The sequence below is a fragment of the Marinobacter pelagius genome, from assembly GCF_003315345.1.
Lineage (GTDB): Bacteria > Pseudomonadota > Gammaproteobacteria > Pseudomonadales > Oleiphilaceae > Marinobacter > Marinobacter pelagius_A.
The window spans coordinates 177,956-192,841 of record NZ_QNRO01000001.1 but is presented as its reverse complement, the minus strand read 5'-3'; the positions used below and the strand labels follow the sequence as shown (position 1 = coordinate 192,841).

The window sequence follows — 14,886 nt, the reverse complement described above, 5'->3', positions numbered from 1 at the left end:
CGGTAAATTTAACCAACAACGAGAACACATGGAGTTCCAGCTCGGTCATGTATCCGGTTAAGGCGTAGACAGGAGAAGGCCATGAATAAGCAGTCCGGCATACATTACCTCCGCGACCCCAAGCAAGCAGCCAGCAGCAAACCGGTTCCTGCAGAGGTTACGCGTATTCGTGACACGGTGGTCGCCGGACTGGGCGATCTGCTGCAGGGAGCCTTTGACGCTGTCGACGACTCCCTGTTCGAACTGGCTAACAATGCCCGCAGTAACAACGAGCAGAATCGCTACTTCGAGGCGATGCGGGAAATCCGCATCAAGCGCAAGGGCGTGGAGCGCCAGTTCCAGACTTCTGTCGCCGGATTGTTTGCCGACCCCCCTCGCACCGGCCAGACCCAGGGGGAAACTCCCGCCTACAGCACCAGCGCCGATACGCTGTCGCTGGTCGGTGACGAAGACCTCGAAGAGCAGGTTGCCCTCAACGCCATGATCGGCAAGGCCAGGGCTCACTTCCAGGGGCCACTGCTTCAGCTTCAGGCCCGCTTCAGCCAGGTCTATCCGGACGCCAGTGATGAGGCCCCGGTCAACCCCATGGCCCCTGATCATCTCTGCGGTGCCTTTATCGAGGCCATTCACGCATTGGAAATCCAGATCCGGGAACGGCTCATCCTGCTCAAGCAGTTCGACCGCTACGTGGTATCGAACCTGGGTATGCTCCTGGACGAAGCCAATCGTATTCTGATCCAGGCGGGCATCATTCCCAATTTCCGGTACCACGGAAAGTCCGGTCAACAGGCGGAGAAGAAACGCTCCGAGGCATCGGCCGCGACCTCGCAGTCGGCGTCAGAAAGGCCCGGCACCGGCGGAGCGGCCGGTGGCGAGGAAACCAGCCCCGTTTTCGAGCAGATCCGGCAGATGCTGGCCATGCAGCGGGCCAATGCCGGCATTCCCGCCCGATCCTCCAATACCCAGGTCCGGGTTGTAGGCCATGCTGAGCTGGCCGGCCTTCTGAGCGCCATACCGCTGGCCGACTCCTATTCACCGGATGGCGACCTGAGTGAGGGCGAACCGGTGACCGTGGATCTCCACGCCATCGTCGAGCAACTGCTGGCACGGACAGAATCGGAAGACGGCCGCAAGCCCGCCCTTAACGAAGTAGACGAGGATCTCATCAACCTCGTGTCGATGCTGTTCGAATTCATCCTGGACGACTACAACCTGTCGGCACCGGTCCAGGTGCTGATCAGTCGTCTTCAGATCCCGATCCTGAAAGTGGTTATCCGGGACAAAACGTTCTTCAGCCAGGCCTCACACCCGGCCAGGAAACTGCTCAACTCACTGGCAAGGGCCGGTATCGGCTGGAGCAAGAGCGACGAAAAGGCCAAGGACAAGCTCTACAGCCAGATCCACGAAACGGTCCAGAGAATTCTCAACGAGTTTGACGGTGATATCAGCCTGTTCGACACCCTCAATCGGGAGTTTGAACAGTTCCTCGAACGGGAGAACCGCAAGGCAACCCTGGTCGAGCAGCGCACCCGGGAATCCGAGCGCGGACGGATCAAGTCCCAACAGGCTCAACAGACCGTCGACACCATCCTGCGCAAGAAGCTCGCCAGGCACAGACTGCCAGATGTCGTGCGCGACCTCCTGGTGAACGGCTGGAGCCGCTTCATGTTCCTGGCTTACCTGCGGGATGATGTGGAGCATCGCTGGCAGGAATCGGTCAAGGTGGTCGACGACCTGATCTGGTGCCTGCACCCCCATAACGGGGATGACGAGCGCGACCAGTGGGTCCGGGTCGTTCCCGGTCTGCTCAAGACCCTGCGTGCCGGCCTTGAGGAAGTGTCCTACAACTCGTCGCGACTTGACGAGACCATGGCACAACTGAAACACGAATTGGCAGAAGCCTTCCGCACCAACGCGGTCGCGGAGACCCTGCAGGAATCGCCTGAAGCAGCGACCGACACCGACGAAGAAGACGACCTCCCCGGCGCCCAGAAAAGCGCGGTGGAACGCCAGCAGGAGCTGGAGGACGCCGCCATCGCCGAATTCGTCACCCAGATCGACAGCATCGAAATTGGTGATTGGGTGGAATTCCGCCTGGTCAACGGCGCCAGCTTCCGGTGCAAGCTCTCGGCCATTATCGAAGAGGCGGATTCGTTTGTCTTCGTAAACCGCATGGGGCTCAAGGTGATCGAGAAGACCCGCCTGGAACTGGCCCACGAGATGCGTCGCGGCCGACTCACCCTGCTTGAACAGGGTGCCCTGATTGACCGGGCACTCGACGCCGTTGTCGGCTCACTGCGGAGCAAGACCGCCTGACACCAATATCAGTGCCCCACCCTTCAGTAAAAGGGCTACCGGCCAGCTACCGGATAGCCCTGGCGCTGTCCGTTGCCATCCTTCTGCACACATTGTTCCTTTCCGGACTCCCGTTCCCGCAACCGGCTACCCGGGAACACCATCACCGCCTGACGCTTGAGCTGTTCACTCCCGGGTCTACCCCGGCCACGTCCAGCCAGCCGGCGGCACCTGCCGATACTCAGCCCCGGGAGCAACCTGCCGAGCGGAATCCCCGGTTCGAAACACCAGAATCTGCCGAAAAAACACAACCAGCGCCCACCCCGGTGACATCGACATCATCGTCCCGGACTGTCGCCGAACCTGCACAGAGGAAAACCCCACCCGCGCCCGACAAGGCCAGACCGAAACCGGCAGAGCAGCAGGCCAGCTCATCGAAGCCTGCCAGTGTTGCCAGCGAGGCGGGCGAGCCTGAGGAGATGCAGGATGAGGCCGAAAATGCAGAGGTGACCCGGATCACCCGGTCACCAAGCCAGCAGGACCCCTACCTGATCCGGCTCGCGGTACATCTGGCGAAGGAACTTGAGCAACTGCGGGTGCCAGCCATTAGCCAGCTGACAGACAGCGCGAGGATGGAGATCGAACTTCAGCTGATGAAGAATGGTGCCCTGACACGGGCCAGAGTGGTGAAATCGACGGGGATTCAAACAGTGGACGAAGCCGCTTATCGCGCGGCCCTTGCGGCAAGCCCCTACCCGGAGCCTCCGGGTGACAGTGAAACCGGGGACCGCTTCGAGGTGGAACTGGTGTTCTCCCCGAAGCGTCTCTGAGCCCCCCGGGCGGAGATCAGGCCTCGGCTTGCTTGGCCGCTTCCTTGACCATCTTGGCCAGCTCACCGCTTTCGGACATTTCCAGAACGATGTCACAACCGCCCACCAGCTCGCCATTGATGTAGAGCTGCGGATAGGTCGGCCAGCTGGAGTAGACCTTAAGGCCTTCACGCAGTTCCTGGTTGTCCAGGATATTGACGAATGCGAAACGCTCACCACAGGCCATCAGCGCCTGCACAGTCTTGGCGGAGAAACCGCATTGCGGAGCCTGCGGGGTGCCCTTCATATACAGAATGATCGGGTTCTCTTCGAGCTGGCTCTTGATGGTTTCATTGATGTCCATGAACATTCACCTCTGATTGAAAACGGAATCGCCCTCGGGCAATCTGCTGAGCCTATTGTACACGTGTACGGGACCGGCCACCAAACACCCGGATGGGGTAGGCAGCGTTGTCATCCCTCCCCCGACGGGCTAGACTTGATCCCCCGTTTTTCCCGGCACAGCTTTCCATCAACCAGACATCAGGAACCCCGCAAGTCGCGGTTTCATTGAGGTAAGGGCCATTTCATGGCGGCACGACATTTTCTGACACTGAATGACATGTCCACCGGCGAGCTCGAGCAGCTGCTGGACCATGCAAGCAAGCTTCGTAACGAGTGGCGGCAGGGCAAGGTACGTGATTCCCTGAAAAACCGCGTGCTGGCCATGATCTTCGAAAAGTCCTCCACCCGCACCCGAGTGTCGTTTGAAGCCGGCATGACCCAGCTCGGTGGTTCCGCCCTGTTCCTGTCTCCCCGGGACACCCAGCTCGGGCGCGGCGAGCCCATCGAGGACTCTGCAATTGTCATCTCCAGCATGGTCGACGCGGTTATGATCCGCACCTTTGCCCATGAGACGGTCGAACGCTTTGCGGCGGCATCCCGCGTGCCGGTGATCAATGCCCTGACCGATGATTTCCATCCGTGCCAACTGCTGGCAGACATGCAGACCTACCGGGAGCACCGGGGCAGCATTCGCGGCGCAACGGTGGCCTGGATTGGCGATGGCAACAACATGTGCCATTCCTACATCAACGCCGCTACCCGCTTTGACTTTCACCTGAACGTGGCCTGCCCGGAGGGCTATGAACCCAGCGAAGCCCTGATGAAGGAGCACGGCGACCGTGTCACCATCGTCCGGGATCCGGCCCAAGCGGCCAGGGGTGCCAACCTGCTGGTCACCGACGTCTGGGCCTCCATGGGCCAGGAAGATGAGCAGAAAGCCCGGGAGAAGGCCTTCCGGGACTACCAGATCAACCCGGATCTGATGGCCGTGGCAGACAAGGACGCGCTTTTCATGCACTGCCTGCCCGCCCATCGCGGCGAGGAGATTTCCGCCGACATGATGGAGCACCCGGGCTCCGTGGTCTGGGACGAGGCGGAAAACCGCCTGCATGCCCAGAAAGCCCTGCTCGAGTTCCTTATTCTCAACCGATTGGACTGATCTATGGGTGTACCCGCTTCCCCCGTCGGGGACTGGTTACTGGAAGTCAACAACCTGTCCTGCGGCTATGGCGCCGACTCCGTGGTCAAGGGAGTCAATTTCGCGCTCAGCCATGGCGATATCGGCTGTCTGCTTGGCCCCAGCGGCTGCGGCAAGAGCACCATCCTGAGGGCACTGGCCGGCTTCCTGCCCCTGAACAGCGGCGAGATCTGCCTGGAATCACAGACAATCAGCCTGCCCGGTCGGACCCTGGCACCGGAGAAACGCCGGATCGGCATGGTATTCCAGGACTACGCCCTGTTTCCTCACCTGAGCATCGCCGATAACGTCGGTTTTGGCCTGAAGGGTGTGAGCAAGGCGGAACGACGCCAGAAAGTCATGGAACTTCTGGAAGTGGTACACCTGCAGGACCTGGCAAACAGCTACCCCCACGAACTCTCGGGCGGTCAGCAGCAACGGGTTGCCCTGGCCAGGGCACTGGCGCCCGAGCCGACCCTGATCCTGCTGGATGAGCCCTTCTCCAATCTGGACGCGGACCTGCGGCGTCGTCTGAGCCTGGATGTACGGGAGATCCTGAAGACCCTCGGTATCAGCGCCATCCTGGTGACCCATGACCAGCAGGAAGCCTTTGCCATGTGTGATCAGGTTGCGGTACTCAAAGGGGGCGAGCTACTCCAGTGGGATGTGCCCTACAACCTCTACCATGAGCCGGCGAACCGGTTTGTGGCCAGCTTCGTCGGCCAGGGCGGGTTCATCCCGGGCAAGGCTCTGGGGCCCGACACCATCGACTCGGAACTGGGCATCATCCACGGCAACCGGGCCTATAAGTGGGAACCGGGCACCCTTGTGGACGTGCTCATCCGACCGGACGACATCGTCTACGACGAGAACTCGGACCTGCGCCCGAAAGTGGTGGAAAAGACCTTTGCCGGTACATCAACCCTTTACCGTTTCCGCTGCTCAGAAGAGACCGAGTTCGAAGCCCTGTTCCGGAGCCATCTGGACTTCCACCTGGGCGAACAGGTACCGGTCCGGGTCGAGGCCGACCACCTGATTGCCTTCGAGCGCACCGGCTGAGATTCTTCAGCGGTTACACACCCGGTCAACCGCATCCAACCAGCCGGCGTACAGAGACTCCCGCAATGACGGCCTCATGTCCGGACGGAACTGGCGCTCGCACTCCCAGAGGCTGGAAATCTCCTCCAGACTGCTGTAGACGCCAGTCTGCAAACCGGCCAGGTAGGCGGCGCCCAGAGCAGTGGTTTCGGTGATCCTGGGCCGATCCACGGTGACATTGAGAATGTCCGCCAGGAACTGCATGACCCAGTCGTTCACCGCCATGCCGCCATCCACCCGCAGCGATGCCAGGCGGGCACCGTCGTTCTGGATGGCCCGCACCAGATCCTTGGTCTGGTAGCACACGGACTGCAGGCCGGCCGTCACGATCTCCCCGATACCGGTATCCCGGGTCAGCCCCATGATCGCCCCGCGGGCGTGGGGATCCCAATGGGGGGCGCCCAGCCCCGTGAAGGCCGGAACCAGGTATACCGCGTTCTCCACTCCCACACGCTCGGCGTGGGCCAGGGACTCGTCGGCATGGGCAATCAGACCCAGACCGTCCCGCAACCACTGCATGGCCGCCCCCGCCACAAAAATACTGCCCTCCACCGCATAGGTCGGCTTGCCGTCGAGCCGGTACGACATGGTCGTCAACAACCGGTTCTCGGACCGCAGGGCCGTGTCGCCCGTATTGAGCATCAGGAAGCAACCCGTGCCGTAGGTGCTCTTGGCCATGCCGGGCTCGAAACAGGCCTGGCCGATCAGGGCGGCATGCTGGTCGCCGGCGATGCCCGCTACCTGAAGCTCGGCACCCAGCCATTCCCTATCGGTGGTGCCGAAGTCCGCGGCGCAGTCCAGCACCTCGGGCAGCAATTGACGGGGAACACGGAACAGGTCCAGCAGGGTGTCGTCCCAGCTCTGGCTGTGGATATTGAACAGGGCGGTACGGGAGGCATTGGTGGCGTCGGTGTAATGGGAGCGGCCGCCGGTCAGGTTCCAGAGCAGCCAGCTGTCCACCGTCCCGAAAGCAAGCTCGCCGGCTTCTGCCCGGGCCCGCGCGCCCTCAACATTATCAAGAATCCAGGAGATCTTGGTGGCAGAAAAGTAGGGATCAATTAGCAGGCCCGTGCGGTCCACCACCACATTCTCAAAGCCATCTTCCTTGAGCTTGGTGCACCAGGAAGCGGTCCGGCGATCCTGCCAGACAATGGCGTGGTGGATGGGTTTGCCGGTCGCCCGTTCCCAGATCACCGTGGTCTCGCGCTGGTTGGTGATCCCGATACCTGCGACATCCGCCGCGTCGATTCCCGCCTTTTCCAGTGCGGCTCGACAGACCGTCAGGGTGCTGTCCCAGATCTCGAGCGCGTCGTGCTCGACCCAGCCGTCGCGGGGAAAGTACTGGTGGAATTCCTGCTGGGCCACGCCCACGATGGTGCCGGCTGGGTCGAAGACGATCGCGCGCGAGCTGGTGGTTCCCTGGTCAATCGCAAGCAGGTAGCGGGTCATGGCAAGCCTCCTTTGTTTTCCGCAAGTCTACCAGCAGAAACCATTGAAGGAGAGGCGCAGTGGCCGGAAACGGGAGGAAGCACATAAAAAAAGGGCCGGAAAAACCGGCCCTTAAATGACGAATGAAACAAGGAAAGTTCGTAAGAACTACAACCTCAAAAGTCATCCCTTACGCTTTTGATTATGGGCATCCGGGGGAAAAGCGTCAGTTGGCGTTATGTAGCGGCTTTGTTACATCAGGTGAGGCAGTGAGGCCTGGTTCACAAAACAGAATCCGTCGGCTTCCGCCTCGGCCAGACCAGGCTGAAGCGTGCGCCGCCTAGCTCCTCGCTCCGACTGACGAAGGCCTGGCCACCGTGCCAATAGAGGATTCGGCGAACTATGGACAAACCCAGACCATAGCCGCCCGAGGTCCGCGTCCGGCTGTCATCGAGCCGGGCAAACGCGGTAAAGACCTTCTCCCAATCTTCTTCGGGGACCCCCGGCCCGTCATCCTCCACATCCACCCGGCAGTTGTCCTCATCAATCCGGCAACGAACCGCCACGCGGCCGTTGGCATAACGCCCGGCATTACCCACCAGGTTCTGGATCGCCCTGTGGATGTACCTTGGTTCGATATCCGACAATGAGCAACGCTCGGTGTCTTCGTCAATATCACTCTCGATGGTGAGGTTCGGGCGAATCAACCGCTGCTCGGACACCACTTGGCGCACTACCTCCGTTACCGAGTACTCCCGCAACGAGAATACCGGGCCGCCCTGCTCCAGGCGGGCATAGGTAAGAATCTCGTCGATCAGCTCATCCAGCTCCTGGATGTCGCCATCAATCCCCTCCAGTTGCTTCTGCAGCATGCCCTGGTCCTGGCAATCCTCGATCATCTGGACCCCGAAACGGATCCGGGCCACCGGCGTGCGCAGCTCGTGGGAGACGGCATGAATCATCTCCCGCTGAACCTGCACCAGGCGCTGGATATGCTCTGCCATGCCGTTGAAAGCGGCCGCGAGACGGCTCACCAGGGTGCTGGAACCTGCGTCCACACGCGCTCCCATCTCACCCCGGGCAATACGGACGGCCACCGATTCCACCTGTCGAAGATTGTTGTCCACGGCCTTGATCGCCAGCCACAAAGCCAGGGCCAGGACGCCGCCAACGAGTAATACCAGGAGAGTGATCACCGGCCATCCATAGGGGGAGAACGGCCCGGACAGCCCCACGTTCACCAGGGCGCCGTCACTCAGTCTCAACAGGGCGTCGCGCCGGTCTCCGTGGTCCGGGCCGTACAACACCACATCCTGCTCGGTAATCTGCTGCAACACCGGACCCGGGGGCAACATGCCGGCCTCATCCAACCAGGCGATGGACACTCCCAGATGACTGGCCAGGCGTACTGCCATGTCTTCCCGGCCCGCCCTGTTCACCGACTCCAGGTGCCAACGCACAACCAGGGCCAGGGCCCTGGAAACGCCCAGGTATGGCTCTTCAAAGCGGATCTGCAGGATGGTTCCGGCAGGGGTCTCGACCATCAGCCGGTAACCGATCGGTGCTTCTTCCGCCACGACCTGCCCATAGCCCAGGCGCTCACGGATCACCGGCGACAATTCCATTTCTTCGGGGGGAAGGTTTTTCAGGTCATACCAGGCCGCCAGCCAGTGATATTGCTGCTCCGGCGACGGTGTCGCGGCCAGCCAGCGCATCAGTGGCTCAGGGAAGCGCTCCAGCCAGAACTGGTGCCGGACCGAATTGAGACCATTGAACAGGACAATACACAGGAGAACCACCAGTGCGGCCACACCGGCGAGACGGGCGTACAGTTTGAGGAAAAGCTTCAGGGACATGTCAGGAGTCCTGGCAGGCCCGCCCCGCCCCCATACTGCCCGGGGTTCGGAGCCGGCAACAGGAACGTCAGGCTTCCTTCACAAACAGGTAGCCTTTGCTGCGAACGGTCTTGATCCGGCGCGGATGGATAGGATCATCACCGATTTTCGGGCGGATCCGCGACACCCGGACGTCAATGGAACGGTCCTGACCATCGTATTCAATACCCCGGAGGGCGGTAAAAATTTCTTCACGGCTCAGCACGCGACCGGCGTTACTGGCCAGCAGCCAGAGCAGGTCGAATTCAGCGCTGGTGAGGTCAATGCTCTGGTCACTGAGCCAGGCTTCGCGCATGGAGCGGTCCACGATCAGGTCATTGAACTGGAGTCGAACCGGCTCCTCACCGGAAGCCTCTTCACCACCACCCTGGCCGGACTCCGTCACCCTTCTCAGCATGGCACGGATACGAGCCAGCAGGACCCTCGGCTTGACCGGCTTGCTGATGTAGTCGTCGGCGCCCATCTCCAACCCGAGCACCTGATCCAGATCATCGGTACGGGCGGTGAGCATGATGATCGGGCCGTTGTAGAAGGGACGCACCTTGCGGCAGACCGACAGGCCATCTTCACCGGGCAACATCAGGTCCAGAACCACCAGATCCGGCTGTTCACTGCGGATCCGCTCGACAGCAGCCGAACCATTTGCCTCCAGGCTTACGATCAGTCCGTTGCTTTCCAGATATTCACGGGTCAGCTCTGCGAGCCGTTCGTCGTCCTCAACAATGAGAATTCGCCAACTTTCGTTCGTCTGTTCCACGCCATCCATCTCTGGTTTTGTTATTCCGGTTTCGGTTGCTTACAGCTCCTGACAATACAGGCAACCCGATGTAACAGCAATTATACATGCAATTCAGAAATATACATGGAAGCGCCTCGCCGTTACACCCCGTGACAAACCGGCCTGCACTGACAACACCTGTCATACAGCGGTCATTGGACAGTCACCCCAGTGTCACAGCCGGTTCATAGCCTTGTCGGTAAATGGACACAAAGAGACCAAGCCATGACCGCACAAACCGCGAAAGCCAGGCAAAGCTCACGACAGCTCCGTACCGACATCACCCGTGACCCGGCCACTATCGAGCAGGCCCAGCGCCTTCGCTACGAGGTTTTCTCCGCAGAATACGGCAGTGACCTCGGCGCCACCACACCCGGCATTGACGCCGACGCCTACGACACACTCTGCGATCATCTGATCGTGACCGACAGCCGGACCGGCAACCTGATTGCCACCACCCGGGTACTGCCTCAAAGCCGGATCAGGGAGGTCAGCGAGTTCTATTCGGCGGGGGAATTCGATCTCTCCGCCCTGGCCTCGCTGTCCGGAAGCGTGGCTGAACTGGGACGTACCTGCGTCCACCCCGACTACCGTAACGGCGCCACCATCAGCCTGCTCTGGGCCACCCTGGCGGAATACCTGATCAAACACGGTATCGACTACCTGATTGGTTGCGCCAGCATTGGCATGTCCGACGGCGGCCACAAGGCCTGGCGGATTGCCAATCACCTGCAGGCCACTTACCTGGCCGACGAGTCGTTCCGGGTCACGCCGTTACGGAAATTGCCGCACCTGACGAACGCCCCGGCCACCGACCGCCCGGTCGATGTTCCACCACTGATCCGCGCGTACATGCGTCTGGGCGCGAGGGTGTGCGGTGCGCCTTGCTGGGATCCGGAATTCCGGTGTGCTGATTTGCTGGTACTGCTGGAAGTGGACAATCTGGCCGCCCGGTACAGCCGCCATTTCATGGGCCGGGCGTCGTGAGCCCGGCCAGGTCAACCCGATGATCGGCTCACTGCGACTGGCCATTCGTCTGGCCACCTTCACCCTGTTTCTGGCGGCCATAACCGTGCTAGCCCTGGCACTCAGGATCGGGGATGTCGTTACCGGGAAGAAACTGGATCGCACACCTTGGGCCGGCCGCTGTTTCCGGGGTGCCTGCCGTTGCCTGGGTCTGCACATACGTTGGCATGGCCCCGCTCCACAGGCCAATGCCCTGGTGGTCAGCAACCACATCAGCTGGTGCGATATTCCCATCCTGGGCGGGCTGGCGCCGGTCCGGTTCCTGTCCAAGGCGGAGGTGGCGGATTGGCCGCTGATTGGCTGGCTGGCCAGACAGGCCGGCACCCTGTTCATTCAGCGTGGAGGGGGTCAGGCACGGCAGGTGAAATCCGCCATCCGGTCTGCTCTGGCTTCCGGGGAATCGGTACTGATCTTCCCTGAGGGCACTACCAGTGCCGGCCTGACCGTACTTCCGTTTCACGGCCTGCTACTGAGTGCCGCCCGGGAGGCCAACGTTACGATCCAGCCGGCGACCATCTGCTACCGGCGGGACGGCCGTCCGGACCATGTGGCTCCGTTCATCGGTGACGATGCCTTCCACAGCCATCTGGTCCAGTTGCTGAAAAACCCGGCATCCCGGGTTGATGTCCTTTTCCATGAGCCGGTGGCAACCACCGGAGCACTCAAATCGTCGGAACTGGCTCGCCAGCTTCAGGAGACGGTTCTGGACGGCCTGCGCCGATTGCAGGCCGGTGAAGCGGACCTGGCTGCGGCGCCAGTCAGAACAGGGGCCTCCCCTGGGCTATCTCGTCTTCGGTAGCCTCGCGGCGGCCGACAATTTCCAGATCGAAATACAGGGTAAAACCGGCCAGGGGATGGTTGGCATCCACCTTCACCAGATTGCCGTCGATACCAACCACCTGCACCACCTGTGCCTCATCCCCGGTGTTGGTCTGGAACTTCATGCCGACCTGGAGATTTTCCACGCCCTCAAACAGCGAGCGCGGCACCTTGCGCACCAGTTCTTCCCGATGTTCGCCGTAGGCCATGGAGGGTGGAATGGTGACCTCGAGGCAATCTCCCACATTCCTGTCCTTCACGGCTTCCTGGATGCCCTTGATGATCTCGGGGCTGCCATAGACAAAATGCAGGGGCTCGCTGCCCTCGGAGGTATCGACCAGTTCTCCGGCCTTGTTTTTCAGGACATAGTGAACGGTAAAGACATCGGGTTTGGTATCGGGTTCTTGCATCAGGTTTTCGAGCTTCCTGTATCCGGTGGTGTTTCAAGCTGCTGCAGGCCGTGAATGACCAGCCGCTGGTCCAGCTTTTCCCGCAGGCCACGGGGATTTCGCAACCCCATTCGCTCAAGCAGCGGCTGGTAGCGCCCCTCCTCATCACTGGCCCGGGCAGCATGCCAAAGGGTCGACAGTTTACCACGACGGGTGGCCGTTGCGGCCTTGAGCCCTTTAAGGGCTTTCCCTAACTTCAATTCCTCATCCGTGAAATCCCGGCCGAACGGGAAGGCGGAGAACCGGTCGCCGTTGCCCGCTGCAGCCAGAGCCGCCCGTATGGCCTGCGGTGTGTTATTACACCACGAGGCTGGCAGACTGAATGAGGGATCCACCTTGCGCGCCTTCTGGGCCTGCTTGAGCAGCTCCTGCTGGAACCTGGAGTCGGCGATGCGGATCAGACGCAGGTACACCTGCTCGTCGGACTGCCCCCGGAGATCGGCTATGCCGTACTCGGTTACCACGATGTCCCGCAGATGGCGGGGTATGGTGCAGTGGGCATAGTTGAAGACAATATTGGAGACGGTCTTCCCCTTGGAAGTACGGGTCGCTCGCATGGTCAGGATGGAACGGGCTCCGGGCAGCTCATGGGCCATGGCGACAAAGTTGTACTGGCCACCAACGCCACTGACCACGCGACCATCATCCAGGCCGTCAGACACCGCCGCCCCGCTGAGCGTGTACATCATGGCCGAGTTCACAAACCGGCCATGCCGACGCTGCGCCGCCTTCAGCCGCTGCCTGCCGAACGGGTGATCGTAGAGATGATTGATGTAATTGACACTGGTCATGCAGATGCGGTCGCGCTGGTGATCCGGCATCTCCCGCAAGGACCGATAGAAGCTTTCCGGCCCCACGTAGAAACCACCATGCATGCTGATGCCGCCTTTCAGAGCGTCACCCAGCATCAGCGATTCGATCAGCCGGCGGGTATCGGGATTGTCGAGGTCACCGTCCACGGATTGTCCGGAGGCCAGCAGGCGCCCGCCTTTGAACTCGACTTCCGGCGCGAAAATTCCCCAGCGGACCAGCCAGTTTACATCCCTGGCCCGAAGCGGGGAGTCAATCAGCTCCGCCTCCCGGAGTGTGTCCAGCATGGCGAGGCTCGGAATGGTGCCGATGTCGCCCTGGTTAATCAGCTCCTGCAGACCGGCATGATCAAACACCTCGCGGGACAGGATGCCGGCTTCCAGAAGGTACAGGAAGCCATCCACCATCATCTCACTGCAGCCGTAGATTCCCTCGTCGAAGCGGCCGGTGCCGCCATACTCGTTCACCACCGGAAACTTGTCGCCGACCCTGAGGTGGTCGAAGAGGGCTCGCCAGTCATCGTTATGCTTATGGCGCAGAATGGCACTGTAGACAAACGCGGCACCCAGTGAGCCGATCCCCACCTGCAGGGTTCCGCCATCCTTCAGCAGGCAACTGGCATAGAATCCAATCATGTGATCTTCCGGACTGATCGCCATCTGTGGCGCCGAGAACAGGGGATAGTCGGTCGAGGGCTGATCCAGAACCACGTCGAAACTGTTCTCAGCAATGGCCGCGTGATGACCCATGAAAGGCAGATTGGCGTTCAGTTCGGCCACCAGCGCCACCGGCATGCCGGCGGATTCCCTTTCCCGCATGAGGGGAATGAGATCCAGGGTCAGATCCGGATTGCAGCTCAGGCTCACCTTGCCCGGCGCACCGTGGTTGTCGCCCGGCGACACCATCTGTCCCAGTACGTTCACCCCGAGCGCCATCAGATCCCGGATGGCATGGGTGTAATTGGTACAGACGTAATTCCGTTGCTGGGCCTGATTATTCAGTTGGGCGCCGGCCTTGAAATAGAATTCGGAGACGGTGACATTGGCGGGCAGGCAGTTGCGCGAGACATCCCGGGCAAAGGCAAGGTCCGGAATACTGCCGTAAAGACGCTCGGCGAAGGGGCCCATGAACCGCTGTTCCAGGGAAGAGCTCCCCCGCGGCGCCAGCAGGGACAGCGCGGTGAAAATGTGCAGCTGGATATCCGGGTCCTGTTTTGCCCGCTCATATAAGGCGTTTACGAAGCGAATCGGCTTGCCCAGCCCCAGGGGCAGTCCGAGGGTTATCTCCTTGCCGACCCGGCGAATCACCTCATCCACACAGGCATCCACGTCTTGCAGGCGTTGACTGCTTTCCGACATCACCAAGCTCCTTCTTGTTTTTCCGGACCACAACAGGGTTATGGGCAGATAATCACACGGGAGGGCCGCCCAGACAATGCGCCAGATCAGTAACCAGACTAGTTGGAATTAAAAAGGTGGGACAGGCAGGGACGGTACAAACGGGACAAGCGGGAAGTCAGGAGCGCTTCAGATTCAGAAGTTCCACTTCAGATTGAGACAGGCGCCTTCATTCAGCAGGGCGATGCCATGGTCGGCCTGCGCAGGATCGGACGCGTAATGCTTATCGTCCGAACGGGATCGAGTGAGCGAGAGGCTGAGCAGCCGGGAACCGATTTCGGTGATGGCCTCGGAACTGTCATCCTCAAAGTTTCCCACTATCCGCTCCTGAATCTGGTAGAGCTCCTGAACGGTATTCACCGGCTCCGGATCCTCACTAAAAGGCCGCTCCGCTGCATCGGCGCGGACAACAAAGGCGACGAGATTGAGAGCAAGCAGGGCGACAAAAATACGAATAATCATGACACTGACAAAGACCTGTAAACCGGGATAGATAATGCTCGATGACCTAGGCTAAAGTCTAATGAATGATCCCGGAAAAGATGTGAATTTGCACACAA

13 protein-coding genes are annotated in these 14,886 nt (G+C 60.7%); 6 read left to right on the top strand and 7 right to left on the bottom strand.

The window, feature by feature from the left end:
- The first annotated feature begins 81 nt into the window (after positions 1–81).
- Both DET50_RS00950 and DET50_RS00945 read left to right on the top strand, forming a co-directional pair.
- Entirely contained in the window at positions 82–2,316 is a 2,235-nt protein-coding gene (locus DET50_RS00950; protein ID WP_113861023.1) for a DUF1631 domain-containing protein, read from the top strand.
- Positions 2,317–2,327: 11 nt separating this feature from the next.
- Positions 2,328–3,125, top strand: a complete 798-nt coding sequence (locus tag DET50_RS00945) for a TonB family protein (RefSeq protein ID WP_113861022.1) — start codon at positions 2,328–2,330, stop codon at positions 3,123–3,125.
- A 16-nt stretch (positions 3,126–3,141) separates the two neighbouring features.
- Here DET50_RS00945 and grxD read toward each other — a convergent pair whose 3' ends face one another.
- The gene (gene grxD, locus DET50_RS00940) at positions 3,142–3,468 is read right to left on the bottom strand and encodes a Grx4 family monothiol glutaredoxin (protein WP_113861021.1); all 327 of its coding nucleotides are present in this window, start codon (positions 3,466–3,468) and stop codon (positions 3,142–3,144) included.
- A 225-nt stretch (positions 3,469–3,693) separates the two neighbouring features.
- Here grxD and argF point away from each other — a divergent pair, with 225 nt between their 5' ends.
- Positions 3,694–4,608, top strand: a complete 915-nt coding sequence (gene argF, locus DET50_RS00935) for an ornithine carbamoyltransferase (protein ID WP_113861020.1) — start codon at positions 3,694–3,696, stop codon at positions 4,606–4,608.
- A 3-nt stretch (positions 4,609–4,611) separates the two neighbouring features.
- A complete protein-coding gene (locus DET50_RS00930) occupies positions 4,612–5,685 on the top strand; it encodes an ABC transporter ATP-binding protein (protein ID WP_113861019.1) in 1,074 nt (357 codons plus the stop codon).
- A gap of 6 nt (positions 5,686–5,691) precedes the next feature.
- Here DET50_RS00930 and glpK read toward each other — a convergent pair whose 3' ends face one another.
- The 3 genes from glpK to DET50_RS00915 form a co-directional block, all read right to left on the bottom strand.
- Positions 5,692–7,173, bottom strand: a complete 1,482-nt coding sequence (gene glpK / locus DET50_RS00925) for a glycerol kinase GlpK (protein WP_113861018.1) — start codon at positions 7,171–7,173, stop codon at positions 5,692–5,694.
- 260 nt (positions 7,174–7,433) lie between these two features.
- A complete protein-coding gene (locus tag DET50_RS00920) occupies positions 7,434–9,008 on the bottom strand; it encodes an ATP-binding protein (RefSeq protein WP_113861017.1) in 1,575 nt (524 codons plus the stop codon).
- A gap of 67 nt (positions 9,009–9,075) precedes the next feature.
- Positions 9,076–9,813 (bottom strand): response regulator, encoded by a 738-nt coding sequence (locus tag DET50_RS00915; RefSeq protein ID WP_113861016.1) that lies wholly within the window; start codon positions 9,811–9,813, stop codon positions 9,076–9,078.
- 237 nt (positions 9,814–10,050) lie between these two features.
- On the opposite strand from DET50_RS00915, the gene DET50_RS00910 reads away from it, so the two are divergent.
- A complete protein-coding gene (locus DET50_RS00910; RefSeq protein ID WP_113861015.1) occupies positions 10,051–10,812 on the top strand; it encodes a GNAT family N-acetyltransferase in 762 nt (253 codons plus the stop codon).
- Between the two features lie 19 nt (positions 10,813–10,831).
- The gene (locus DET50_RS00905) at positions 10,832–11,650 is read left to right on the top strand and encodes a lysophospholipid acyltransferase family protein (RefSeq protein WP_258546014.1); all 819 of its coding nucleotides are present in this window, start codon (positions 10,832–10,834) and stop codon (positions 11,648–11,650) included.
- Here DET50_RS00905 and DET50_RS00900 read toward each other — a convergent pair.
- The 3 genes from DET50_RS00900 to DET50_RS00890 all read right to left on the bottom strand — a co-directional run bounded on the left by DET50_RS00900 (position 11,610) and on the right by DET50_RS00890 (position 14,788).
- Positions 11,610–12,080 carry an FKBP-type peptidyl-prolyl cis-trans isomerase gene (locus DET50_RS00900; RefSeq protein ID WP_092004936.1) on the bottom strand — a complete coding sequence of 157 codons (471 nt, stop codon included), beginning with the start codon at positions 12,078–12,080 and terminating at the stop codon, positions 11,610–11,612. The two genes, DET50_RS00905 and DET50_RS00900, sit on opposite strands and share 41 nt — an antisense overlap.
- Complete coding sequence (locus DET50_RS00895) at positions 12,080–14,287, bottom strand: acetyl-CoA hydrolase/transferase C-terminal domain-containing protein (protein ID WP_113861014.1); 2,208 nt, start codon at positions 14,285–14,287, stop codon at positions 12,080–12,082. Before DET50_RS00895 ends, DET50_RS00900 begins: the two co-directional genes overlap by 1 nt.
- Before the next feature lie 174 nt (positions 14,288–14,461).
- Positions 14,462–14,788 carry a hypothetical protein gene (locus DET50_RS00890; RefSeq protein ID WP_113861013.1) on the bottom strand — a complete coding sequence of 109 codons (327 nt, stop codon included), beginning with the start codon at positions 14,786–14,788 and terminating at the stop codon, positions 14,462–14,464.
- Positions 14,789–14,886 lie beyond the last annotated feature (98 nt).

Bases quoted from the DNA above. Each gene is read 5' to 3' on its own strand.
- DET50_RS00900 (WP_092004936.1), bottom strand. From the start codon at position 12,080: ATGCAAGAACCCGATACCAAACCCGATGTCTTTACCGTTCACTATGTC.
- DET50_RS00920 (WP_113861017.1), bottom strand. From the start codon at position 9,008: ATGTCCCTGAAGCTTTTCCTCAAACTGTACGCCCGTCTCGCCGGTGTG.
- DET50_RS00890 (WP_113861013.1), bottom strand. From the start codon at position 14,788: ATGATTATTCGTATTTTTGTCGCCCTGCTTGCTCTCAATCTCGTCGCC.
- DET50_RS00910 (WP_113861015.1), top strand. From the start codon at position 10,051: ATGACCGCACAAACCGCGAAAGCCAGGCAAAGCTCACGACAGCTCCGT.
- argF (WP_113861020.1), top strand. From the start codon at position 3,694: ATGGCGGCACGACATTTTCTGACACTGAATGACATGTCCACCGGCGAG.
- grxD (WP_113861021.1), bottom strand. From the start codon at position 3,468: ATGGACATCAATGAAACCATCAAGAGCCAGCTCGAAGAGAACCCGATC.
- DET50_RS00895 (WP_113861014.1), bottom strand. From the start codon at position 14,287: ATGTCGGAAAGCAGTCAACGCCTGCAAGACGTGGATGCCTGTGTGGAT.
- DET50_RS00930 (WP_113861019.1), top strand. From the start codon at position 4,612: ATGGGTGTACCCGCTTCCCCCGTCGGGGACTGGTTACTGGAAGTCAAC.
- DET50_RS00915 (WP_113861016.1), bottom strand. From the start codon at position 9,813: ATGGATGGCGTGGAACAGACGAACGAAAGTTGGCGAATTCTCATTGTT.
- glpK (WP_113861018.1), bottom strand. From the start codon at position 7,173: ATGACCCGCTACCTGCTTGCGATTGACCAGGGAACCACCAGCTCGCGC.
- DET50_RS00905 (WP_258546014.1), top strand. From the start codon at position 10,832: ATGATCGGCTCACTGCGACTGGCCATTCGTCTGGCCACCTTCACCCTG.
- DET50_RS00950 (WP_113861023.1), top strand. From the start codon at position 82: ATGAATAAGCAGTCCGGCATACATTACCTCCGCGACCCCAAGCAAGCA.